Origin of the sequence: Corallincola spongiicola, from assembly GCF_004284785.1 — a bacterium.
GTDB lineage: Bacteria > Pseudomonadota > Gammaproteobacteria > Enterobacterales > Neiellaceae > Corallincola > Corallincola holothuriorum.
In genome coordinates this window covers 128405-153306 of the sequence record NZ_SHLY01000008.1, presented here as the reverse complement: position 1 = coordinate 153306, position 24902 = coordinate 128405, and the positions used below count along the sequence as shown (strand labels likewise).

General features: G+C 47.4%; 23 protein-coding genes. 16 read left to right on the top strand and 7 right to left on the bottom strand.

Translation table 11 applies throughout. The annotated features are described in order from the left end of the window. Nucleotides 1–40: 40 nt before the first annotated feature. Together EXY25_RS17465 and EXY25_RS17460 are read right to left on the bottom strand one after the other, a co-directional pair. The gene (locus tag EXY25_RS17465; protein ID WP_130567851.1) at nt 41–676 is read right to left on the bottom strand and encodes a hypothetical protein; all 636 of its coding nucleotides are present in this window, start codon (nt 674–676) and stop codon (nt 41–43) included. A 58-nt stretch (nt 677–734) separates the two neighbouring features. After that, the gene (locus tag EXY25_RS17460; RefSeq protein ID WP_114339391.1) at nt 735–1325 is read right to left on the bottom strand and encodes a DNA-3-methyladenine glycosylase I; all 591 of its coding nucleotides are present in this window, start codon (nt 1323–1325) and stop codon (nt 735–737) included. A 124-nt stretch (nt 1326–1449) separates the two neighbouring features. Between EXY25_RS17460 and glyQ the strand changes: the two genes are divergently transcribed. The 4 genes from glyQ to EXY25_RS17440 all read left to right on the top strand — a co-directional run bounded on the left by glyQ (nt 1450) and on the right by EXY25_RS17440 (nt 7388). Continuing rightward, nucleotides 1450–2361 carry a glycine--tRNA ligase subunit alpha gene (glyQ, locus tag EXY25_RS17455; RefSeq protein ID WP_114339258.1) on the top strand — a complete coding sequence of 304 codons (912 nt, stop codon included), beginning with the start codon at nt 1450–1452 and terminating at the stop codon, nt 2359–2361. Further along, nucleotides 2358–4430, top strand: coding sequence for a glycine--tRNA ligase subunit beta (glyS, locus tag EXY25_RS17450; RefSeq protein WP_130567850.1), 2073 nt, complete (start codon nt 2358–2360; stop codon nt 4428–4430). The genes glyQ and glyS overlap by 4 nt, the downstream gene beginning before the upstream one ends. Nucleotides 4431–4671: 241 nt before the next feature. Further along, entirely contained in the window at nt 4672–5112 is a 441-nt protein-coding gene (locus EXY25_RS17445) for an early set domain-containing protein (RefSeq protein WP_130567849.1), read from the top strand. An 83-nt stretch (nt 5113–5195) separates the two neighbouring features. Further along, a complete protein-coding gene (locus EXY25_RS17440) occupies nt 5196–7388 on the top strand; it encodes an alpha-amylase (RefSeq protein ID WP_246019583.1) in 2193 nt (730 codons plus the stop codon). Nucleotides 7389–7482: 94 nt separating this feature from the next. On the opposite strand, the gene EXY25_RS17435 is transcribed toward EXY25_RS17440, so the two are convergent. The 5 genes from EXY25_RS17435 to dnaA form a co-directional block, all read right to left on the bottom strand. After that, a complete protein-coding gene (locus EXY25_RS17435; RefSeq protein WP_114339261.1) occupies nt 7483–7677 on the bottom strand; it encodes a hypothetical protein in 195 nt (64 codons plus the stop codon). A 212-nt stretch (nt 7678–7889) separates the two neighbouring features. Further along, on the bottom strand, nt 7890–10307 hold the full coding sequence (gyrB, locus tag EXY25_RS17430) for a DNA topoisomerase (ATP-hydrolyzing) subunit B (protein ID WP_114339262.1): 2418 nt from the start codon (nt 10305–10307) through the stop codon (nt 7890–7892). A 7-nt stretch (nt 10308–10314) separates the two neighbouring features. Continuing rightward, entirely contained in the window at nt 10315–11433 is a 1119-nt protein-coding gene (gene recF, locus EXY25_RS17425) for a DNA replication/repair protein RecF (RefSeq protein ID WP_130567848.1), read from the bottom strand. Nucleotides 11434–11436: 3 nt separating this feature from the next. Continuing rightward, complete coding sequence (dnaN, locus tag EXY25_RS17420; protein ID WP_114339264.1) at nt 11437–12540, bottom strand: DNA polymerase III subunit beta; 1104 nt, start codon at nt 12538–12540, stop codon at nt 11437–11439. Between the two features lie 42 nt (nt 12541–12582). Then, nucleotides 12583–13974: a chromosomal replication initiator protein DnaA gene (dnaA, locus tag EXY25_RS17415; protein WP_114339265.1), complete on the bottom strand. Its 1392-nt coding sequence runs from the start codon at nt 13972–13974 to the stop codon at nt 12583–12585. A 428-nt stretch (nt 13975–14402) separates the two neighbouring features. On the opposite strand from dnaA, the gene rpmH reads away from it, so the two are divergent. The 12 genes from rpmH (at nt 14403) to atpB (ending at nt 24866) form a co-directional block, all read left to right on the top strand. Next, entirely contained in the window at nt 14403–14537 is a 135-nt protein-coding gene (rpmH, locus tag EXY25_RS17410) for a 50S ribosomal protein L34 (protein ID WP_114339266.1), read from the top strand. Nucleotides 14538–14547: 10 nt separating this feature from the next. Next, complete coding sequence (gene rnpA, locus EXY25_RS17405) at nt 14548–14907, top strand: ribonuclease P protein component (RefSeq protein WP_114339267.1); 360 nt, start codon at nt 14548–14550, stop codon at nt 14905–14907. Continuing rightward, on the top strand, nt 14871–15119 hold the full coding sequence (gene yidD / locus EXY25_RS17400; RefSeq protein ID WP_114339268.1) for a membrane protein insertion efficiency factor YidD: 249 nt from the start codon (nt 14871–14873) through the stop codon (nt 15117–15119). The genes rnpA and yidD overlap by 37 nt, the downstream gene beginning before the upstream one ends. A gap of 12 nt (nt 15120–15131) precedes the next feature. Then, complete coding sequence (yidC, locus tag EXY25_RS17395; RefSeq protein WP_114339269.1) at nt 15132–16787, top strand: membrane protein insertase YidC; 1656 nt, start codon at nt 15132–15134, stop codon at nt 16785–16787. Nucleotides 16788–16879: 92 nt separating this feature from the next. Further along, the gene (gene mnmE, locus EXY25_RS17390) at nt 16880–18250 is read left to right on the top strand and encodes a tRNA uridine-5-carboxymethylaminomethyl(34) synthesis GTPase MnmE (protein WP_130567872.1); all 1371 of its coding nucleotides are present in this window, start codon (nt 16880–16882) and stop codon (nt 18248–18250) included. 181 nt (nt 18251–18431) lie between these two features. Next, nucleotides 18432–18884: an FMN-binding protein MioC gene (mioC, locus tag EXY25_RS17385; RefSeq protein ID WP_114339270.1), complete on the top strand. Its 453-nt coding sequence runs from the start codon at nt 18432–18434 to the stop codon at nt 18882–18884. A gap of 381 nt (nt 18885–19265) precedes the next feature. After that, nucleotides 19266–21155, top strand: coding sequence for a tRNA uridine-5-carboxymethylaminomethyl(34) synthesis enzyme MnmG (mnmG, locus tag EXY25_RS17380; RefSeq protein ID WP_130567847.1), 1890 nt, complete (start codon nt 19266–19268; stop codon nt 21153–21155). Continuing rightward, nucleotides 21155–21778: a 16S rRNA (guanine(527)-N(7))-methyltransferase RsmG gene (gene rsmG, locus EXY25_RS17375; protein WP_114339272.1), complete on the top strand. Its 624-nt coding sequence runs from the start codon at nt 21155–21157 to the stop codon at nt 21776–21778. Before mnmG ends, rsmG begins: the two co-directional genes overlap by 1 nt. Nucleotides 21779–21795: 17 nt before the next feature. Then, nucleotides 21796–22587 carry a ParA family protein gene (locus EXY25_RS17370; RefSeq protein WP_114339273.1) on the top strand — a complete coding sequence of 264 codons (792 nt, stop codon included), beginning with the start codon at nt 21796–21798 and terminating at the stop codon, nt 22585–22587. Between the two features lie 24 nt (nt 22588–22611). After that, a complete protein-coding gene (locus EXY25_RS17365) occupies nt 22612–23511 on the top strand; it encodes a ParB/RepB/Spo0J family partition protein (protein WP_130567846.1) in 900 nt (299 codons plus the stop codon). A 105-nt stretch (nt 23512–23616) separates the two neighbouring features. Next, nucleotides 23617–23997 carry an ATP synthase subunit I gene (locus tag EXY25_RS17360; RefSeq protein ID WP_165419407.1) on the top strand — a complete coding sequence of 127 codons (381 nt, stop codon included), beginning with the start codon at nt 23617–23619 and terminating at the stop codon, nt 23995–23997. A gap of 14 nt (nt 23998–24011) precedes the next feature. Further along, nucleotides 24012–24866: a F0F1 ATP synthase subunit A gene (gene atpB, locus EXY25_RS17355; protein ID WP_114339276.1), complete on the top strand. Its 855-nt coding sequence runs from the start codon at nt 24012–24014 to the stop codon at nt 24864–24866. The last annotated feature ends 36 nt before the right edge of the window (nt 24867–24902 follow it).

Genomic DNA, 24902 nt, shown 5'->3' with positions numbered 1-24902 from the left:
CTATGAACAGATAGGAGGCGGGTTTTGGATTTTATAAGAATCAGAGGTCGTTAGTATCAGCTAAGCATTGACGCCAACCGAGCAGCGCCAATAAACAGAAACAGAGGAATATTGCTGAGGTATCAGGGATCATGGCGCGGGTAACAACGCGTATCCAATCTCCGGGTTCTTTGACATAAGAGTGGAAAGTCAGTTTGTTGCCATCGACTTTATACCAATCATTATTTTCCAGGCCACGTAACTTAAACCAATCAGGGTAACGCGTTCCTTCGGCGCCTAATATAGCACTGGCAAGCGCCTCTAATTTACCATTACGGTCGGACATCACACCGATAATTTTGCCATCAAAATACCAATCGACTGTTAGCTTGGCCGACACTCGACCCATGGTATTTAAAAAGATCATGTGACTATCAATATCACCACTGGCAAGCACACCTTGATCGACCGAGAGATTGTTGGCGAGTCCCACCCCTTGGCGCTCATCAAAGCCAAGCATTTCACACTCCCCCTGTTCAGAGAAGGCAGAACAGAACACAGAGTCATCATCAATTACTGCTGGCGCATCAATGATCCGGCCCCCCTCACCCACACCAATAATTGCTGCGGAAGCAGTGCCAGCAAGCAGCAACATCATTACTGTAGCAATCTGAACAAAGTGGCTAATTCTCATCATATCTAAACTTATTTTAAGGCGACCTCAATAAGCATAGACTAATTTAAAACAACGAGCGTTATGGCGTTTTTGGTGGCACAGCACACTGATGGTAGCAATGACAACCAACCAGATGATCGTTGATCATCCCCACGGCCTGCATAAACGCATAACAGATGGTACTGCCGACAAAATTAAAGCCTGCCTGCTTTAGCGCTTTCGACATCGCATCCGACTCCACAGATGTTGCTGGCACCTGCGACATCTCTGTCCAGTGATTGACGATCGGTTCACCACCAACAAATTGCCATAAAAAGTCACTGAAACTGCCATGGTTCTGCTGGTAGGCTAAATAGGCTTTGGCATTGCGAATGATTGAATTCACTTTCAATCGATTACGAACAATGCCTTTATCTTGTAGCAAGAGTTCAACCTTGGCCTCGTCATATTGCGCAATTAACGTCGGTTCGAACTGATCGTATGCCTGCCGATACGTATCTAGCTTGCGCAAAATAGTGATCCAAGCGAGCCCAGCTTGTTGGCCATCAAGACAAAGCTTTTCAAATAGCTCTCGGTCATCATAAACGGGGCGCCCCCAGACGTTATCATGGTAGTCAACATAGAGTGGGTCAGTTCCTGGCCACGGACAGCGCTGTTTCTTGTCATTCATCACGAAAGATCCCTGATATAAGGCGTTTAGAAGCCAAAATAGCCTACATTCTACGCCATGCAAACGGTATACTTGTCCAATTTTCTGCCAACTTGACCGCCAGCGTTTACGCTGCAGGACCATCATGCAAAAGTACGATGTAAAGACTTTCCAGGGCTTAATCCTGGCCTTACAGGATTACTGGGCACGCCAAGGCTGCGTTATTATCCAACCATTAGATATGGAAGTGGGCGCCGGCACCTTTCACCCAATGACCTTTTTACGTTCATTGGGCCCAGAGCCAAATAATGCGGCTTACGTTCAGCCAAGTCGCCGCCCTACCGATGGTCGCTACGGGGAAAACCCAAACCGTCTGCAACACTATTACCAGTTTCAGGTTGTACTGAAACCTTCACCACCGAACATTCAAGAGTTGTACTTAGAGATGCTCAACATGTTGGGGATCGATACGCTGGTACACGATATCCGTTTTGTCGAAGATAACTGGGAATCACCTACGTTAGGTGCCTGGGGTTTGGGTTGGGAAGTTTGGCTGAACGGCATGGAAGTGACGCAATTCACCTACTTCCAGCAGGTCGGTGGACTCGAGTGTAAGCCCGTCACCGGCGAAATCACTTTAGGTTTAGAGCGTCTCGCCATGTATATCCAAGGGGTCGATTCAGTTTACGACCTCGTTTGGGCGGATGGGCCGATGGGCAAGGTCACCTACGGTGATGTATTCCATCAAAACGAAGTAGAACAATCGACCTACAACTTTGAGCACGCCAACGTTGACGCGCTTTTTGCGCTGTTTGATGAAAGTGAGAAAGAGAGTGCTGCCATGATAGAGGCGGGCTTGCCACTACCGGCGTACGAAAAAGTGATGAAAGCTTCCCATGCATTCAACATGTTGGATGCACGTCATGCAATCTCTGTCACAGAGCGTCAACGCTATATTCTTCGAGTCCGCACGTTGGCTAAAGCCTGTGCTGAAACCTATTACAACGCGCGCGAAGCGCTGGGCTTCCCTATGTGCAATAAGCAGGAGGCGGAATGAGCACGCAAACCCTTTTAGTTGAAATCGGCACAGAAGAGCTGCCACCAAAAAGCCTGAGCAAACTGGCCAGTGCCTTCGCTGATAGTGTTCAAGCTGGTTTAGATAAAGCAGAGCTGAGTTATACCGCCGTTAACTGGCTTGCCTCCCCGCGCCGTTTAGCGGTTAAAGTTGAAGCATTGGCACCTGCCCAAGCAGATAAGGTGGTAGAGAAGCGCGGCCCAAGTCTAAAAGCTGCGTTTGATGCGGACGGCAACGCCACCAAGGCAGCCGAAGGGTGGGCGCGTGGTAACGGCATTACTGTCGCACAAGCGGAACGACTGGAAACAGACAAAGGCGCTTGGTTATTGCACAAGGCTGAAGTTAAAGGCAAAGAGGTTGATGCCCTCATCCCCGATATTGTCGTTGACGCCCTTGGCAAGTTACCAATTCCAAAACCGATGCGTTGGGGCAGCTCAGATGCCAGCTTTATTCGCCCTGTGCATACAATCACCCTGCTGTACGGTGACCAATTAATCGACGCTACCATTTTAGGTATTCAATCCAACCGCATTTTGCAGGGCCATCGCTTCCACGGCGCCGCCACCGTCACCCTCGAGCATGTAGATGACTACGAAGCGGTGTTGGAAGAACAAGGCTTTGTTATTGCCGATTTCCAACGTCGTAAAGCGATGATCAAGTCGCAGGTAGAAGCGGTCGCAGCGCAAGAAGGCGGTGTCGCAGACATAGATGACGCACTCCTAGATGAAGTAACCGGTCTGGTAGAGTGGCCTGTGACTTTAGTTGGTAGCTTTGAAGATAAATTCCTCGAAGTGCCTGCTGAAGCATTGATCTATACGATGAAGGATAATCAGAAGTACTTCCCGGTACTCACCACCGAAGGCGAACTGCTTAATCGTTTTATCTTTGTCAGCAATATAGCAAGTAAGCAACCAGAAGCGGTTATCGAAGGTAACGAGAAAGTGGTTCGTCCACGTTTGGCTGACGCCGAGTTTTTCTACAAGACCGACCTTAAAAAGTCACTGGAGAGCCGCCTCGACAGCTTGAGTACTGTGCTGTTCCAAAAACAACTGGGCACACTGAAAGAAAAGTCCGAGCGCATCGCCTCACTCAGTGGCGCAATCGCTCAGCAGATTAACGCCGACAGCAGCCTAGCCACCCGCGCGGGTCTACTATCAAAGACAGATCTGATGTCAGAGATGGTCATGGAGTTCCCTGACGTACAAGGCGTCATGGGTATGTACTATGCCCGCCACGACAAAGAAGACGAAGCGGTAGCCATTGCGCTTAACGAGCAGTATATGCCGCGCTATGCCGGTGATAGCTTACCCACAGGCGATATTGGCTGCGCTGTCGCTATTGCTGACAAGCTCGATACGCTGGTGGGTATTTTCGGTATAGGTCAATCTCCGAAAGGCGATAAAGATCCGTTTGCACTGCGTCGCGCTGCACTTGGTTTACTACGGATCATTGTTGATAAAGCACTGCCACTCGATATTATCGAATTGGCTGAGATAGCCAAGGCGCAGTTCGGCGACAAGCTAACCAATGACAATGTCGTCAATGATGTGTTTGAGTTTGTGCTCGGCCGCTTCCGAGCCTGGTACCAAGATCAGGGCTACTCTGTCGATATCATCCAAGCCGTGCTCGCGCGAAAACCGAGTCGCCCTGCCGACTTTGATGCCCGTATCAAAGCGGTTGCTGCATTTAGAAGTTTGCCACAAGCCGCAGCACTGGCTGCAGCGAATAAGCGTGTTGGCAATATTCTCGCGAAGCAGGAAGCCCCCGTTGCAGAAACAATTGATGTAACACTGCTTATTGAAGAGCAAGAGAAAGCACTCGCCAACTCAGTTGCTCACCAACAGCAGCAATTAGCACCACTGTTTGCCAATAATGACTATCAAACCGCATTACAACAACTCGCCAGTTTACAACCCGATGTTGATGCGTTTTTCGACAGTGTCATGGTGATGGCTGACGATTTGCCCGTTCGCGGGAACCGCTTGGCACTGCTAAACCAGTTACGCCAAATGTTTTTGCAGGTTGCGGATATTAGCTTGCTACAGTCTTAGCCGGTTAAATATCAAACAAATGGCGGGTAGCAATCGGTGCAACCCGCCATTTTTCCTTATTTTATCGGGGTTTTAGCAGGTCCAACTGAAAAAATTTGCAGTTCATCAAACTTCCGCAGCGCTGCATTTGTTATAAAAACCCAGCTCCTAACAAGATAGGAATTCTGACTTTCAGAAAACCTACAAAGGGACGTCTAGACACAATCGGATATATCCAAAAAGAAATAGATAGGGAATGGCTATGTTTAAGAAACTTTTACTCGTTACTCTGGCAGCTGCTGCATTGGCAACAGGCTGTTCAAGCGGCTCTAGCTCTAGCAGCGGTAAGCGCGATCTGAGCGAATTCATGTACCTGCGTGGCGTTTTCACTTGGTGGGATGCAGAGCCTGAGTTCCAGCTAAAGAAAACGGAAACAACTGACGTTTACTACGCATCAGCAGAATTAGTAGCTGACGGCCAGCCGTACGACTTCAAATTCGCTGATGCGGGTTGGAGTGCTGGTAGCAACTGTGGCTTTAAAGGTAAAGAAGACGAAGTAATGGAAATTGGCAAGCGCAGCAAAGTAAACTGCTCTTCTGCTTTCGAAAACTTCAAGTTCACACCACCTGAAACTGGTGTTTATAACTTCTTTATCGATGTAACTAAAGAAACTCCTGAAGCTTACATCGAAAAAGCTCAGTAAAATCGGGTATCATATACCTAGCAAACGCCAGCCTTGCCGCTGGCGTTTTTGTTTCAGGAAAATATAGCGGTTAGGAATTTAATATGTACGGTAAGCGTTCCCTTAGCTTGATCTCCGGTGCATTGCTACTCGTCAGCCTTAGCGGTTGCGGCAGTAATGATGTGGCAGAGGAGACTCCCGGTCCATTAACTACCCCCATCTACTTGTACTACCCTGGTACTGACGGTTGGCGGATGGATCAAAAATTGGTGCATACAGGCGACGGGGTTTATCGTGCAAAGCTAAATCTAGGTAAAGGCCAATTTCAATTTCGCATCGCCGACAACAGTTTTACCTGCGGCACAAACTTTGGAGCTATTGGAGGTGAGCGCCTCAAGCTCAACCAACCAACCGCACTCAATAACTGTAACTCCAAGCAAAATTTCCAACTAAAAGTGTTCCGCTCAGGCGAGTATGAAATCCTTTTAGATCCCAAGTCTGAAACAGTGCAAGTATCCCTAGTTGTAGCACCGCAGGAACAAGACACCGAAGTGGCCGTAGCGCCCGCTCAGTGCGACACATGGGATGGCGGTGACGTTACCGTTGCTGTTGGCGATACCTTCGCTGAAGGGCAGTTGGTGAGAGATTTCTATTCTGGTGCCACAGCAACCGTAAGTGGTGGCTCTATTACCCTAACCCCAGCAAGCGATAGTGAGGGCTTACTACTGCTAGAACCCGCGGAAAAAGAGGGTTTAGACGAATTCAGCTGGGATAATGCAACCGTTTATTTTGTGTTAACGGATCGCTTTGAGAACGGCGACCCCAGTAATGACAACAGTTATGGTCGAAAGAAAGATGGCAAAGATGAAATCGGTACCTTCCACGGTGGCGATCTCAAAGGTCTCACCAATAAGCTCGACTATCTGGACGAATTAGGCGTCAACGCCATCTGGCTGTCAGCCCCTTACGAACAGATCCATGGTTGGATCGGCGGCGGTATTCGCGGCGACTTTAAGCATTATGCCTATCATGGCTATTACGTTCTCGATTACACCAAAGTAGATGCCAACATGGGAACGGAAGATGAATTCCGAGCCTTTGTAGACGCAGCCCATGAACGGGGTATACGTGTCGTTATGGACATCGTAATGAACCATACCGGTTATGCGACCCTAGCAGATATGCAGGAATTTAAGTTTGGCGCATTTCAAGAGTTTGAACAGCCGATAGAAGAGATCATAGGCACAGAGCAGTGGACCGATTGGGAGCCAGGCCCTGGCGAAACCTATCACAGCTTTAATAACTTGATTGATTACGGTAACTCTGTTTGGGCTAAAAATTGGTGGGGTCGTGAGTGGATCCGCACCGATATTGCCGGTCATAAGAAACCAGGCCGAAATGACCGCACTATGATGCTAGCTTATCTGCCAGACTTTTTGACCGAGTCGAAAGAGCCAGCCCCCCTACCCCATTTCTTCGCGAATAAGCCTGATACCAAAGCTGTTGCTGTTGAAGATGCCACAGTACGCCAGCAACTGATCGGTTGGTTGACACAATGGGTACGCGATTATGGTATTGATGGCTTCCGTGTCGATACGGCAAAGCACGTCGAGATGGAAGCATGGGCAGAGTTAAAGGTTGAAGCAACTGCTGCACTCGCTGAATGGAAGCAGAATAATCCGGACAAAGCGTTGGACGACAAGCCATTTTGGATGACTGGCGAAGTTTGGGGCCACGGGGTGAACAAATCAAACTACTTCACCGAGGGTGGTTATGATTCGATAATCAACTTCCGTTATCAAAATGACGGTGCGCTTGTTGGAATGGAGTGTTTCAGTAAATCTGAGGAGGTTTATGAAACCTACGCGAAGAAGATTAATAGTGACGACTCCTTTAATGTGCTGACCTATCTGTCCAGTCATGACACTAAGTTGTTTTTTAATCGCAACGCCAACGACGATATCGCTAGTTACAAAGCGGTTGCTGCTCCCTTCCTGTTATTGCCAGGCGGTGTGCAGATATTCTATGGTGATGAAACTGCACGCCCATTTGGTGCAACAGGATCAGATAAGCACCAGGGCACACGTTCTGATATGAACTGGGCAGATATTGAAGAGGGTGGTGACGAACAACGTATCGACCTACTTCGTCATTGGCAAAAGATCGCTCAATTCCGCAAGAAGCACCAAGCGGTGGCTGCTGGCCAACATGAGAAGTTAGGTGAGTCACCTTATGCCTTTAGTCGTAGCTTAGGTGACGATAAAGTGATGATCGTTTTTGCTGGTAAACCTATGTAGATTCGGTCTTTCATAAGCAAAAAAGCCGCCTGTGTGCGGCTTTTTTTACGTCTATATATCGGAAGCGTTTCGAAGCCGACAAGTAAAACAACAGCTAAAAATAATTACGCAATAACCAGAGAAAAAATGGCAGCCCAAAGCACACGACTAGGATAACGAACATAGCAATAATACGTCTTTTTGAGCCTGCGAGATACTGCGCAGCAGCATACTCTTCTAGTGAACCGGATGCTGACAACAAGGAGATATGTTGAATATCTCGCGGTCCTTTCGGCTTTTTCTCATACATAGTATTCATCCTTAAGTCAGCACACGGCACAGCCTGTGCCAGGTAGGTAAATTAGAATACGTCTATCTCCCGACAAATGCTATTCGCCGCTGATCCGTGAATTACTGGGCAACATAATCACAAGCACATAGAGAACACGGACACTCGCCTCTTTGCCAAAAAAAACCCAGCATTTTATGCTGGGCTTTCTAATTACTGGTGACACTATCTAACTAGACATCTAGGTTAGCTACTTTCAGTGCATTGGTTTCAATAAAGTCACGCCGCGGTTCAACTTGGTCACCCATCAAGGTGGAGAACAGTTGGTCCGCCCCAATAGCGTCTTCAATGGTGACTTGCAGCATACGCCGCACTTCAGGATCCATGGTGGTTTCCCAAAGCTGGTCTGGATTCATCTCTCCCAAACCTTTATAACGCTGAATATATTGACCACGTTTAGATTCAGACAGCAACCAGCTAAGGGCTTGTTCGAAGTCCTCAACACTCTTCTTGCGTTCGCCACGAACAACATAACCGCCCTCTTCTACTAAGCCGTTAATCGACGTTGAAAGATCCGACAGCACTTTATAATCACTGCTATGGAAGAAGTCGTAACCCAGTTCATAGCGGTACTCGACGCCATGATGGCGAACATTAAATACAGGGTAGAATAACTGACGCTCTTCGTTGAACTTAGTTTCTACCGTATATTGTGTTGCGCCAGCATTGGTTTCGTTGAGAGTAGCAACAACGGTCTGTAACCATTCCTGTACTGTAGCCTCTTGCGCTAACTGCTCAACAGTTAAGGCTGGTACATAGATCATCTGATTCATCAGATTCTCACTGTAACGACGAGAAAGACGCTCCACCGTCGCCATACCATTTTGATAAAGACGGACTAGCTGTTCCAATGCCACACCATTAATTGGTGGTGAATCTGGATTTACGTACAAGGAAGCATTATCGATTGCCAATGTGGTGAGGTACTCGTTGAGAACTTCATCATCCTTAATATAACGCTCTTGCTTGCCCTTCTTTACTTTATACAGCGGCGGCTGCGCAATGTAGATATGGCCACGTTCGATCAGCTCTGGCATCTGACGATAGAAGAAGGTCAACAGCAGCGTACGAATATGGCTACCATCGACGTCGGCATCCGTCATGATAATAATGCTGTGATAGCGTAACTTATCAGGGTTGTACTCATCACGGCCGATGCCACACCCCATCGCAGTGATCAGTGTTGCCACCTCCTGAGATGACAGCATCTTATCGAAGCGTGCTTTCTCAACATTGAGGATCTTACCTTTAAGCGGCAAGATTGCTTGGTTCTTACGATTACGCCCTTGCTTAGCCGAGCCGCCCGCAGAATCACCCTCCACAATATAGAGTTCTGACAGTGCCGGATCTTTCTCCTGACAATCTGCAAGTTTGCCCGGTAGCCCAGCCAAGTCCAACGCACCTTTACGGCGTGTCATTTCACGAGCTTTTCTTGCCGCCTCACGAGCTCGGGCAGCATCAACGATCTTCATTACAATCGTCTTGGCTTCGTTTGGTTTTTCTAACAGGTACTCTTGCAGCTTCTCGCCCATAGCCTGCTCAACGGCAGTCTTCACTTCGGAAGACACCAGCTTATCTTTGGTCTGCGAGGAGAATTTAGGGTCAGGTACCTTAACAGAGATAACCGCAGTTAAACCTTCGCGGGCATCATCGCCCGTCGCAGAAGACTTCATTTTTTTAGTGAAGCCCTCTTTGTCCATAAAGGTATTCAATGTCCGAGTTAATGCAGCCCGAAAACCAGCGAGGTGAGTACCACCATCACGCTGTGGAATATTATTGGTAAAACAGTAGATGTTTTCCTGGAAACCGTCGTTCCACTGCATCGCGACTTCTACAGACGTGCCGTCTTCACGCTCAGCATCAAAGTGGAAAACATCTTGATGAATAGGTGTTTTGTTTTGATTCAGGTATTGAACAAAAGCTTGAATACCACCTTCATAACAGAAGTGATCATTCTTATCGTCACGTTCATCCTGTAGCCTGATTGAAACGCCAGAGTTTAGAAATGAAAGTTCGCGTAAGCGTTTAGCTAGGATATCGTAATGGAAGTTGATACCAGTAAAGATGGTGTCACTTGGCCAAAAACGAATAGTTGTACCCGTGGTATCAGTATCTCCAAGCGTTGCTAATGGCGCCTTGGGTTCACCCAGATGGTATTCCTGCTCATGAATTTTACCATTGCGACGAATGGTCAATTCCAACTTGTCCGACAGTGCGTTTACAACCGAAACGCCAACACCGTGCAGTCCGCCAGATACCTTATATGAATTATCATCAAACTTACCGCCTGCGTGTAGCACGGTCATGATGACCTGAGCGGCGGATACGCCCTCCTCCTCATGGATATCAGTCGGAATACCACGACCATTATCACTAACAGAGACGGAACCATCGGTATGGATAGTGACAACAATGTCACTACAATGCCCAGCCAACGCTTCATCAATTGAGTTGTCTACTACCTCGAACACCATATGATGCAACCCAGTGCCATCATCCGTGTCGCCGATATACATGCCCGGACGCTTGCGAACAGCATCGAGCCCTTTTAATACCTTAATACTTGAGGAGTTGTAGCTATTCTCAGACATAGTGTTCTCAGTCATTATTATTAGCGGTGTGGGCGTCGTTGACGAACTGCCACGACTTAACACAACCTTGTTCCACGTGGAACACTCGGTCATCAGATGCCAGCCCTGAGGTGATTGCTTCTCTATTTATAAGAGTAATCAGTGCTTGGCAGCCCAATAGCCGAAGTTGTTCCAATACTCTTTGGCGATTAGCGCCATCGAGCTCTGACTCAATATCATCGAGTAGAAAGATCGCGCGTACACCGCGATTCTCTCTTAGGTGTTTGGCCTGTGCTAACTTCAAACAACAGACCAACAATTTTAGTTGTCCTCTTGAACAAACAGCCTCTGCTGCCTGCCCATCAACCCGCAACGAAAAGCCTGACCGATGCGGGCCAGATTGGGTGTAACCGTACTTACAATCTCTATCGAAGTCACGTACCAATATATCGGCCAATGACTCTCTGTCGGTCCACCCAGGACGAAAGACGAATTTTACCTCAAATTGAGGAAAAAAGGCGTGTGCGAGGTCGGAAAAAAATGGCAAAAGTTCGGTTACGTACGCCTGGCGGTAAGTTGTCAACTCAAGCGCTTCCTTAACAAACGCTTGGTCCCAACTCGAAAACTCACTGCGCCTAGCCTTCGTTTTAAGTAAACGGTTACGCTGCGCCAACAACCGTTCACTGCGTCGCCAACATTCATGGAACCGTTGTTCCACGTGGAACACACCCCAATCGATAAACTTGCGCCGTTCTTTGTTGCCACCAGAGAGCAACATCAAAGACTCCGGACTCACGATTTGCACAGGCAGATGACTGGCAAGCGCAGACAAAGTTGAAACATTATCGCCATCCACCTTAGCTTGAAATACGCCCTTGCGGGCGCGACTCAATCCGAGGCGCACAACATTGCCATCAACGTCGCTATTTTCTAAATAGAGAAAGAACTGCTCGTGTTGGTTAGCAATGACTTTGGAAAGATCGGAGGTTCGAAAGGAGCGACCGGCATGGATAAGATAAACAGCTTCGAGCAAGCTCGTTTTACCTGCGCCATTTTCACCGAAGAAGAAATTAAAAGAAGGGCCTAATTCAAGGCCCACATTTTTTAAATTACGAAGATCGGAAATATTAATTCGCGTAATCGACATTAACTACAAACGCATAGGCATAACAACATACATGGCATGATCACTCGCAGCATCCTCAACCAAGGCGCTGCTATTCGCATCAGCCAACGTCATTTTTATCTGTTCGCCATTAACGACGTTTAGTACATCTAACAGATAACTGACATTGAATCCCATCTCCAACGATTGATCAGCGTACTGAACTTCTACCACCTCTTCCGCTTCCTCTTGCTCAGGATTATTCGCAGTAATCTTCAACTCTGCCGGATCAAGATTGAAACGAACCCCACGGAACTTTTCGTTAGAGAGAATAGCAGCCCGAGCTAACGCATCACGAACCACGGCGCGATCAGCAATCAAAATTTTGTCGCCGCCACGGGGTAATACTCTTTGGTAATCAGGAAACTTACCGTCGACCAACTTACAGGTGAACATAAACCCTTCAACACTGGCGCGCAGATGATTCTCACCAATCTGCAAAGTGATGATTTGTTCCTCAGTACCGATTAAGCGCTGCAGTTCGAGTACCCCTTTTCGAGGAACAATGCACTGCAAAGGCAAACCTTCGCTGATATTCACAGGCACAGTTGCTAAGGCTAAGCGGTGACCATCGGTGGCAACTGAGCGCAATACCTCGCCGTCAAGATCAAACAACATGCCGTTAAGGTAGTAACGGACATCCTGATTAGCCATGGAAAAACTGGTGCTATCGATCAGCTTCTTTAGCTCAAGCTGAGACAAACTCACTTCACAAATACTGTTCCACTCTTCAATATTCGGAAACTCGGCTGCGGGTAACGTAGCTAAATTAAATCGCGAACGACCAGAGCGGAGGACTAAACGGTCACCACTTTCAGCCAATTCGATATCAGCCCCTTCAGGTAGACTCTTACAGATATCCAAAAACTTTTTCGCTGGCACAGTCGTCGAGCCAACTTCACTGATCACTTGCGCAGGAAATCGAGCCACCAGCTCAACTTCTAAGTCAGTGCCGGTTAATGCAATGCCCTGCTCGTCCGCTTTAATTAAAATATTCGCCAACACTGGTAATGTTTGTCGACGCTCAACAGCACCGGTAACCAGCTGCAAAGGCCGAAGAAGTTGTTCGCGATTGACGGAGAGCTTCATCACTTCACCTTAATAGTTATGTTTGTAATCTAGATAATTTTGCTACGAAGACAGCGTACGTATCAGGTTGGAATAATCTTCCTTTATATCGTGACTCTCTTCCCTCAGCTGCACTATCTTACGACAAGCATGCAGTACAGTGGTATGGTCGCGACCGCCAAATGCGTCACCGATCTCAGGTAAACTGTGGTTGGTCAACTCCTTCGCCAGCGCCATCGCTATCTGACGAGGACGAGCAACAGATCGACTACGACGCTTAGACAGCAGATCGGCAACTTTAATTTTGTAATACTCTGCTACTGTCTTCTGAATATTGTCTATGGTGATCAGCTTTTCCTGCAGCGCTAACAAGTCACGTAATGCTTCGCGAACAAAGTCGATGGTAATAGGGCGACCAGTAAAATTAGCGTTAGCAATCACCCTGTTCAACGCCCCTTCCAACTCGCGAACATTTGAGCGCAACCGTTTAGCAATAAAGAAAGCCACTTCGTCGGGCAAGTGGATCGCATTCTCTTGCGCTTTGCGCATTAAGATAGCGACACGGGTTTCCAATTCAGGCGGATCAATAGCGACCGTTAATCCCCAGCCAAATCTTGATTTCAGACGATCTTCTACGCCATCAATCTCTTTTGGATATCGATCACTGGTCAAGATAATCTGATGATTACCTTCCAATAGCGCGTTGAAAGTATGAAAAAACTCTTCCTGGCTACGATCTTTATGGGCAAAAAACTGAATATCATCAATAAGCAAGGCATCAACGCTACGATAGTATCGCTTAAACTCTTCTATCGCATTGTTTTGTAACGCTTTAACCATATCTTGTACGAAACGTTCTGAATGCATGTAAACGATTTTCGCGTCCGGCTTTCGCTCAACGATGCCATTACCTACTGCATGTAACAGGTGAGTTTTACCTAAGCCGGTGCCACCGTATAAAAATAACGGGTTATATGATCCACCGGGATTGTCAGCAACCTGACGCGCAGCGGCGCGTGCCAGCTGATTCGATTTACCTTCAACGAAGTTATCAAAGGTATAATTTAGATTGATGTTACTACGCTGTCCGGCAGGTTTAAGCGCTTCCGCGGGCGCAACTGCAGGTGCAGCCGCACTGACATCGGCTTGCACCGGTGCCGCCGCAGGTTTACTTACCCGCTCAGCGCTTTGTGTATTAACGGCCGCTTTCGGCATAGACCCCACATCAAATACCAATTGGGGGGCACTGTCCTGAGCAAATAACTCGATGGTCTGGTTAATCCGCAGCAGATAGTTATCCCGCACCCAATCCAATACAAATCGGTTAGGTGCGAACAAAGTTAAACGGTCGGATGACTCTTGGGCTTGTAACGGCCGGATCCAGGTATTGAACTGCTGAACCGGCAAATCGTCCTTAAGCACCGACAAGCACTGTTCCCAAAGGCTGCTGGGCACGGAAAATACTCCTTATCCCGATAGCATTCGCCATCAGGGTGAAAACCAGAAATGTTATAATTAGCTAGTGACAGGGGAAGACCGACTACTTTTTATTTAGTAGCTCTTTTCGCGTCACCACTTTTTGGACCCTTATTATGGATCGAAATGGGTAGATCATCCTAGATCGATCTGATCTAATAATGCATGTGTTATAAGATCTATCTCTCTGTTTTTTATTGACAAAGAAAACTCTTTCAGATCCTGTCCACAGGTTATACATATACATTTATTATGCCATGGATCCGCCAAAGATCATTTTTGATCGCTTAAAAATATGGTTTGACTTTCACCACTACAAAGGTCTAAAATTCGCCCTCTTTTTTTGGGTGCTGGCAGCCAAAAAAGGCAACCAACACCTTTATGTAACTTAAATCGGCGGATCAGCTATGAAACGTACATTTCAACCGAGCGTTCTAAAACGTAAACGCTCTCACGGCTTCCGTGCTCGTATGGCAACCAAAAATGGTCGCGCTTTACTTGCTCGTCGTCGTGCCAAGGGTCGTGCTCGTCTGAGTGCTTAACCCGCCAGTGATGGCAAAGCACGCATTCGGTCGGGAGTTAAGACTCTTAACACCCGACCAATTTCAATTTGTATTCGCTAAGCCCGTTCGGGCAGGTTCCCCGCAACTTACTCTTCTCGCTCGTCATAACCAACTAGACCATCCGCGTCTAGGCTTAACTGTGGCAAAAAAACACGTTAAACGTGCTGTTGGCCGCAATAAGATAAAGCGCCAAATGCGAGAGTACTTCCGCCAACACCAAGCTGAACTGACCAATATCGATATTATTGTCGTAGCGAAGCGCGGTATTGGTGAATTAAGTAAGCAGGAACTCTACGAACTAATGAAGCGCTTATGCAAACTGTTAAACAAACGCTGCAAGCCGCACTAATCTTGTTGATCCGGGGCTACCAGATTATCATTAGCCCCCTGTTAGGTCCGAGGTGCCGTTTTTATCCAAGCTGCTCTGAATATGCGATTCAAGCAATCAAAGCGCATGGATTAATCAAGGGCGGTCGCTTGGCCTTACGCCGGATATCTCGCTGTCACCCTGGTAATCCAGGTGGTCACGACCCGGTGCCACCACCACCTAATAAGAAATAAGCTGAATTAGCCATGGAATCACAACGCAATTTACTGCTTATCGGGTTTCTACTGGTAAGCTTCCTACTGTATCAGCAGTGGGTATCTTACAGTCAGCCAGATACGGCACCTGTCGAAACCAGTTTAACCACGCCAAGTGCCACAGACGCACTACCTAGCGCACAAGCAACTGGTGGCGAAGAGGGTATTCCAGATATCGCCCCAGCCGCGCCACAGGCACCTGCCGCTGATGATACACTGGCACCTGTTTCGCGTTTAATCACGGTGACAACAGATAAACTCCGCATCACTATCGACACCTTGGGTGGCGATGTCGTGCACGCCGACCTGATGGAATTCCCATTAACGCTGGATTCAGACGACCCGTTTGTGTTGCTACACCAAAGCAATCAATTCCGTTACATCGCCCAAAGCGGTTTAACCGGTTTTGATACACGGGACAACCGCCCACTTTATGCCGCTGCACAGCAGAACTATACCCTCGCCGATGGCGAAGATATGTTGGCAGTGCCATTGAGCTACCAGCGCGATGACGGCGTCATGATCGCTAAAGTATTCAAGTTCAGCCGTGGCAAACACTCTATTGATGTAGATTTCCGCATCCATAACGGCACCAGCCAACCACTCAGTACCCAGGTATGGGCGCAATTGCGTCAAACGATGGCAGGTGAAGGCGGATCAATGTTGATGCCAACCTACCGCGGCGCAGCTTACTCGACAGCCGACTCACGATACGAAAAATTCAGCTTTGACGATATGAGCGAGAAAAAGCTCAATAAGCAAACCCAAGGCGGTTGGGTGGCCATGCTTCAGCACTACTTTGTTAGCGCTTGGGTGCCAGGCGCCGATGACAATAACGAGATCTATAGCAGCACCAGTAATGGTCAGGGCATCATAGGTTTCATCGCCCCCGCAACAACCATTGCAGCGGGTGCCGACCAAACCCTCAACACCACGCTGTTTGTCGGTCCTAAAGATCAGGATGCGCTGTCAGCATTATCACCAACCCTCAACCTAGTGGTTGATTACGGCTTCCTCTGGATGTTGGCGCAACCTCTGCATTGGTTGCTGGTATTGTTCCAAAGCTGGGTGGTTAACTGGGGTATCGCAATTATCCTAATCACGCTAACCGTCAAAGGCAGTATGTACCGCCTCACCAAAGCGCAGTTCAGCTCAATGGCGAAAATGCGCAAGTTGCAGCCAAAGATGGCTGCACTGAAAGAGCGTTATGGTGATGATCGCCAGAAGATGTCGCAAGCGATGATGGAGATGTATAAGAAAGAGAAGGTTAACCCCATGGGTGGTTGCCTACCTATTCTTATCCAGATGCCTATCTTTATTGCTCTCTATTGGGTACTTCTGGAAAGCTATGAGTTACGTCAGGCTCCCTTCTTCCTCTGGATCGACGATCTGTCAGTACAGGATCCATATTACGTATTGCCGTTGTTGATGGGCGCCTCCATGTGGTTGATGCAAAAGATGTCGCCAAATACCATTACGGATCCAACACAGCAGAAAGTGATGCAGTTTATGCCGGTCATATTCACTTTTATGTTCCTCTGGTTCCCGTCAGGGCTGGTACTGTATTGGTTGGTATCCAACCTGATATCCATTGCCCAGCAATGGTATATCTACCGCCAAATGGACAAAGCAGACGCCAAAGCCTAACTAACAAGTTGAGCTAACAGTGAAAAGGGGCAACCAAGGTTGCCCCTTGTTGCTTTATAATGACGGTAATTATCCTAATTATTATCGCCATTATGCCTAGTCATATAGATACAATTGTCGCCCAAGCCACCCCTCCAGGCCGTGGTGGCGTTTCTATCATTCGTGTTTCCGGTCCCGACGCAGAGCTGGTCGCTGAAACCGTTTTAGGAAAAGTGCCAGCGCCTCGTGTCGCCGAGTACCTCCCCTTTAAAGATCACAAAGCACAAATATTGGATCAGGGCATAGCCCTACTGTTCAAAGCCCCGAACTCCTTTACCGGTGAAAACGTACTCGAGCTGCAAGGCCATGGTGGGCCCGTGGTTGTCGATATGCTATTGAAAGCGATCTGTCGCATTCCCGGTATACGCATCGCCAATCCAGGGGAGTTTAGCGAACGTGCTTTTCTAAATGACAAATTGGATCTGACACAGGCAGAGGCGATCGCTGACTTAATAGAAGCAAACAGTGAAGCCGCGGCCAAAAGTGCCCTGCACTCACTGCAAGGTGTATTTTCCCAGCAGGTACACGCGTTAGTAGAACAACTCACCCACCTACGGATCTACGTTGAAGCAGCTATCGACTTTCCCGATGAAGAGGTCGACTTTCTCTCTGACGGCAAGATCAGCGGCGACCTCAGCGCCATCGAGCAGCAACTCGCGGAAGTACAATCACAAGCCAAACAAGGCAGCTTGATCCGTGAAGGAATGCGCGTAGTACTGGCGGGCAAACCAAATGCCGGCAAATCAAGCTTACTCAACGCATTAGCAGGCAAAGAAGCTGCTATCGTCACAGAGATAGCAGGCACCACCCGAGACGTATTGCGAGAGCATATCCATATCGACGGGATGCCACTACACATCATCGACACAGCAGGCCTTAGAGAGAGCCCTGACAAAGTCGAACAGATAGGTATTGCACGCGCCTGGGAAGAGATAAACCAAGCAGACAGAGTCCTGTTTCTGGTTGACGCCAGCGAAACCAAAGAGACTGATCCCCATAAGATCTGGCCAGAGTTAGTCGACAAACTACCAAACGATGTACCACTCACTCTGGTACGCAATAAATTGGATGTTGCAGATATCCAAGCTAAGCCGACCGCAGAAGGTCGCTATCCAATAATCCAAATATCCGCGAAAACGGGCAGCGGTATTGATGAACTAAAAGTCCATCTAAAAGCGATCATGGGCTATCAAGGACAAGGGGGCGAAGGTCAATTTACCGCCCGACGTCGGCACACAGAGGCTCTCAAACAAGCTGAACAGCACCTGCTTCAAGGTCGAGAGCAGTTAGATATCTATTGTGCCGGTGAGCTGTTAGCGGAAGAGTTACGGCTGGCACAGCAAGCATTAGCAGAGATCACCGGTGAATTTAGTTCAGATGATCTGCTTGGAAAGATCTTTTCTTCCTTTTGTATAGGTAAATAACCAAATAAAACAATAAGTAACAGTTATAGCTTGGGGAATATGTGTGATCGTAAACGATCACTTACCCCCAACTTAATCCTGCCTTGTTCACATCAAATACCTTGGGTTACTCACAGAATTAGCCACAAGCGACAGCGAGCGGTTACAATAGCCATCACTTTACTCTGAAGCAGGTTTTTCGATGAGCAATACAGTTCAACTCTTGGTGGGCTCCATGCTAGGAGCGACCGAATATGTCGCAGACCACGCCGCAGACCTGTTGCAACAAGCAGGCTACAGCACAGAAATAGTGATCGACTTTAATCAATGGCGACCAAGAGATGATGAAAGCCAGCGTTGGCTCATCTGCACATCGACCCATGGCGCTGGCGATCTTCCAGATAATATTCAGCCACTGGCCGAATATCTGTTGATGCATCGTCCTAATCTTGCCAGTGTAAAGTATGGCGTTATCGGTTTAGGTGACTCCAGCTATGACACTTTTTGCGAAGGTAGTAAGACCCTAGATACCGTTCTGGAGGATTTAGGCGCCTATAAAGTTGCCGAACGACTAGAGATTGATGTCCAAGAAACACCGATCCCCGAAGATGCAGCCGAGGCCTGGTTGCCACAATTTATTGAAAAGATCGCTTAACAACTATGGATCTTAACTGTGTATAAGTAACCTAGTTACCCACAATACATACTGAAAAGCCCAGATTATCTCTCCCCATGTATATACGATTGTGGATAAAACAGTGTTTCATCCACGATCAATACCCGTTAGATCCCAACGATCACACAGCTTTCAAACAAGCTAACTTATTGTAATTTAAATCATTAAAATCTTAATCCACAGGGATCTCCGTACTAATTAAAAGATCAGTAAAGATCGATCTAAAGATCTTTTTGATCTTATTTAAGCAAGTAAGATCCTTTGTTCACTTCACGCCAGCCCTGCCATCAAGTAGAATATGCGACCCTTAAAGATCCTAAGGATCGCGATCCTTGAGATCCTAATGCGTGAGGCAGAGATATGTTGTTCGATGAAAAGTTTGATGTGATCGTTGTTGGTGGTGGCCATGCTGGCACTGAAGCAGCAATGGCATCAGCGCGAACAGGTGCGAACACACTTTTACTCACCCACAACATAGATACTTTAGGACAGATGTCCTGTAATCCCGCTATTGGTGGCATAGGTAAAGGCCATTTAGTGAAAGAGATTGATGCTCTGGGTGGTCTGATGGCCACAGCCATCGATCATGGCGGGATCCAATTCAGGACGCTCAATGCCAGTAAAGGGCCAGCGGTAAGAGCGACACGAGCACAGGCTGATCGTCAGTTGTATCGTTCCTTCGTGCGTCACGCATTAGAAAACCAGCCCAATCTGAAAATTTTCCAGCAGTCCTGCGATGATCTTTTAGTTGAGAACGATCGGGTTACCGGTGTGGTAACTAAAATGGGGCTGACGTTCAAAGCTGAGGCGGTGGTGCTGACGGTAGGTACCTTTCTTGGTGGTCAGATCCATATCGGCATGGAGAACTACAGTGGTGGACGCGCAGGTGATCCACCATCGATCGCATTAGCACAACGAATGCGTGAATTGCCGTTTCGGGTTGGTCGTTTAAAAACCGGCACCCCACCCCGTATTGACGCTCGTAGCATTGATTTTTCTGTGATGGAGCCACAACCCGGTGATGCGCCAACACCGACCTTTTCTTTCATGGGAAAAGCATCGCAGCATCCCCAGCAGATCGCCTGTTATATCACCCATACCAATACGCAAACCCATGAAATCATTAAAGGCGGGTTAGATCGATCACCCATGTATGCCGGAGTGATCGAGGGTGTGGGGCCAAGATATTGTCCATCAATTGAAGACAAGGTGATGCGCTTTGCGGATAAACAATCCCATCAGATATTCGTTGAGCCTGAAGGGCTAACTACCCATGAGGTTTATCCGAACGGTATCTCGACCAGTTTGCCATTTGATGTCCAGTTAAACTTAGTGCACTCGATTGTTGGCTTTGAAAACGCCCATATCACTCGACCTGGTTACGCCATCGAATATGACTTCTTTGATCCTCGGGATCTTAAAGCCACGCTGGAAACCAAGTTTATCCAAGGGCTATTTTTTGCTGGCCAAATCAACGGTACAACCGGTTATGAAGAAGCGGGCGCACAGGGATTAATTGCTGGTGTTAACGCTTCGCGCTTGGCTAATGAACTTGAGCAGTGGACGCCGCGTCGAGATCAGGCATATATGGGCGTATTGGTTGATGATCTTGCCACTTTGGGAACGCAAGAGCCTTATCGCATGTTTACCAGCCGTGCGGAATATCGTTTGTTGTTGCGCGAAGATAACGCTGATCTGCGTTTAACGCCGATCGGGCGAGAACTAGGCTTAGTGGATGATCTCCGTTGGCAGACGTTTAATGAAAAACTCGAAGCCATTGAGCAAGAAAAACAGCGTCTAAAAGAGACTTGGGTACAGGCTAATTCCGTTGCAGCTAGCCAGCTCAATCCAAAGCTGAAAACACCATTGGCGCGGGAAACTAACTTGGAAAGCTTGCTACGCCGACCAGAAGTGACTTATCAGATGCTTTCAGATCTCGAAGGTATCGGGGCTGGATTGGAGCATCAACAAGCGGCAGAACAAGTAGAGATCCAAACGAAGTACGCTGGTTATATTGAGCGGCAGAAAGATGAAATAGCCAAACTGCAACGTAATGAAAATACTCTGCTACCGTTAGATATTGATTACGCCAATGTCCCCGGGCTTTCTAACGAAGTGATCGCCAAATTGAACAACAGTAAGCCGGAAACGATCGGTAAAGCCTCCCGTATATCTGGGATCACACCGGCTGCTATCTCGATCTTACTGGTGCATTTGAAGAAGCTTGGTTTATTGAAAAAGAGTGCTTGATGGAACAGTTTAAAACCCAACTGATAACCCAAGCGAACAGCTTAGGTTTGTCGCTGACGGATGAGCAGAGTGACAAACTGTTAGGTTTTTTGGCGCTACTGAACAAGTGGAACAAAGCGTATAACCTCACCTCTGTGCGTGATCCGCAAGAGATGTTAGTACGTCATATTCTAGACAGTTTGGTAGTCTTACCCCATATGGACGGACTCAAGCGGGTCATCGATGTGGGGACGGGTCCGGGGTTACCAGGGATCCCATTGGCAATTATGATGCCCGAGACTCAATTTTTTCTGCTTGATAGTCTGGGTAAGCGTATTCGCTTTCAGAAGCAGGTTTGTCATGAGTTAGGACTCACTAATGTCACTTCTATACAAAGTAGAGTTGAAAAATTCCAGCCGGATCACCCATTTGATGCTGTGATCAGTCGCGCCTTTGCGTCGATAGGTGATATGCTCAGTTGGTGTAGCCATTTGGGCTGTTATTTTCTAGCCATGAAAGGCACTTATCCTGAACAGGAACTTGCACAACTGCCTGCCGACTTTACAGTCAAAGCAGTACATCCGTTACAAGTACCTGAGCTGGATGAAGCTCGTCACTTGGTAGAGATCATACGCAACCAATAACTCGATTGGGGTCTGTCGTGGGTAAAGTCATTTCAGTAGCAAACCAGAAAGGTGGTGTCGGTAAGACAACCACAGCTGTCAACCTGGCCGCGTCGCTGGCCGCCACCAAACGCAAAGTGCTGTTGATCGATCTCGATCCACAGGGTAATGCGACCATGGGGAGCGGTGTCGACAAATATGAAGTGCCGAAAAGCGCTTATGAGCTATTGATTGATGAAGAGCCGTTTAATGACGTGGTGGTCACGGAAACAACCGGTGGTTATGACCTGATCGCTGCGAATGCCGATGTCACGGCGGCCGAAATTAAGTTGATGGAAGTTTTCTCGCGGGAAACGCGCCTGCGTAATGCATTGCATCCAGTGCGAGATAGTTACGATTTCATTTTTATCGATTGCCCACCCTCGTTGAACTTATTGACGGTCAACGCGATGGCGGCATCTGACTCTGTACTGGTACCAATGCAGTGTGAGTACTTTGCTCTGGAAGGATTGACCGCATTGGTTGATACCGTGAGTAAAATATCAGCGGCAGTGAATCCTGGGCTACATGTCGAAGGTATACTTCGTACCATGTACGATCCTAGAAATCGCCTCTCCTGTGATGTATCAGAGCAGCTGAAACAGCACTTTGGTGACAAAGTTTACCGTACTGTTATTCCTCGAAATATCCGCTTAGCTGAAGCGCCTAGTTTTGGTACACCAAGTATGTACTACGATAAAAACTCGACTGGCGCTAAATCATACTTAGCACTTGCAGGTGAGATCCTGCGTCGTGCCGAGCTCAGTGGTGCCAATTCAGAATCAGCCTAACGTCTTAAGGAAATAGTTCAACTCATGTCGACACCTAAACGTAGAGGCTTGGGCCGCGGATTAGATGCCCTGCTAAGTACCAGCCAGGCAGCTCGAGATAGAGTGGATGCTCAGGCTGATGGCGAAGCGCAGTCTGCAGCGGCCATTCCGAAGGGAGAGATGCAAAAACTCCCGATTGAACAACTCGAGCCTGGCAAATATCAACCTCGTAAAGATATGTCTCCGGAAGCGCTGGAAGAGTTGGCGCATTCTATTGAAGCACAGGGCATTATCCAGCCGATTGTAGTGCGCAAAGTTGCCAGTGGTAAATATGAGATTATTGCCGGTGAACGGCGTTGGCGTGCTTCTCAATTAGCCGGGTTAGATATTGTTCCCTGCATGGTTAAAGATGTGCCCGATGAAGCCGCTGTGGCTATTGCGTTGATTGAAAATATTCAGCGTGAAGATCTTAATGCGATGGAAGAAGCTATCGCATTAAAACGCTTAATGACTGAATTTCAGCTTACTCATCAGGAAACCGCTGATGCCGTAGGTAAATCTCGCACTACTGTGACCAATTTATTACGCTTAAATAACCTGAATGATGACGTTAAGGTTATGCTAGAGCGTGGCGATATTGAGATGGGGCATGCCCGTGCTCTGTTGACGCTTGAAGGTGAGCAACAATCTGAAGCTGCTCGCATCGTGGTGGGTAAAGGTATGACCGTTAGGGAAGCTGAGCGCTTGGTGCGGAAGATTATGGATCCGCCTGAAGCGAAGCCAGAACCTACCATTGATCCAAATATCACCCAGTTACAAACTGATTTGGCAGAGCGCTTAGGAGCCAATGTAATGATCAATCATACTTCTAAAGGCAAAGGTAAGTTGGTTATTAGTTATACTAATTTGGATGAGCTTGATGGGATTCTTGAGCACATTAAGTAATGGCCTAGCACGGATATACAATGTCCATTTGCGCTCGGTCAATAAATGCCTTTATACTCCGCTAGCAAATTGGCTTGCCAATAATAAATTAAAGAAAAAAGCCTTGTGATCCCATTAATTTCGCAAACTAGGCGTGTAGCGATAAAACAGGTGCAGATTCTGCTGTTTTTGTCTGCTGCTACCGGTTTATCATGGACTATAGTTGCAGACTATATTGATGGTATCGCCGCATTTTGTGGTGGTCTTTCCGTGTCGGTAGGACAGTTAGTTTTTATCTGGTCGGCACTAAGATTTAATGGAGCCAGACAGGCTGGACTGATAAAGTCAGGTTTCAAGCAGGGGTTACATTTAAAATGGAGCGCGACACTTATCTTTGCTGCTTTAGCGTTAGCGAAGTTCAAGTTACCTCCGCTGCCCTTTTTAACAACTTTTTGTGTAATGGTATTGGTCAGTGCATCGATACCGGTTATGTTTTCAAAAAAATAAAATCAGGATGAGCTATGGCTGCCTCAGGTGAACCTTTAACTTCGACCGAGTACATCCAGCACCACCTCACCAACCTTCAGGTTTGCTCGACCGAGCATGGCCTGCAGTGGGGACACCACTGCAGTGAGGCTGGTTTCTGGGTGTTGAATGCAGACTCACTTTTTTGGTCGATATCTCTCGGTGTATTCTTTCTATGGTTATTCCGCCGAGTGGGTAAAAAAGCTACAACCGGGGTGCCCGGTAAACTTCAATGTTTTGTTGAGATGCTTGTCGAGTTTGTTGATGGCAGTGTTCGCGATACCTTTCATGGAAAAAATAAGTTAATTGCGCCATTGGCTTTAACTATTTTTGTTTGGGTATTTTTGATGAACCTGATGGATCTTATCCCGGTTGATTTGATTCCCTATGCGGCTCAAGTAAGCGGCGTTCCATATCAAAAAATAGTATCGACTACAGACCTTAATTTAACATTTGCCCTAGCTCTTGGCGTTTTTGCTTTGATGCTGTTCTATAGCGTTAAAGTGAAAGGCCCTATCGGTTTCCTGAAAGAACTAACCTTACATCCTTTTAATAGCAGCAATGTATTCATTCAGGCGCTATTTGTACCGGTTAACTTCCTTCTTGAAAGTATCACCCTACTGGCTAAGCCAGTATCACTCGGCTTGCGTCTGTTTGGTAACATGTATGCAGGCGAGTTGATTTTTATTTTGATAGCCATTTTATACAGCGCCGGCGCCGTTCTTGGTACGCTTGGTGGTGTGTTGCAAATCGGGTGGGCTATCTTCCACATATTGGTCATCACGTTGCAAGCGTTCATATTCATGGTGTTAACCATTGTGTATCTGAGCATGGCACACGAAGATCATTAACTCGTAACTAACTATTTGTTCGTTAAAACCATCAAA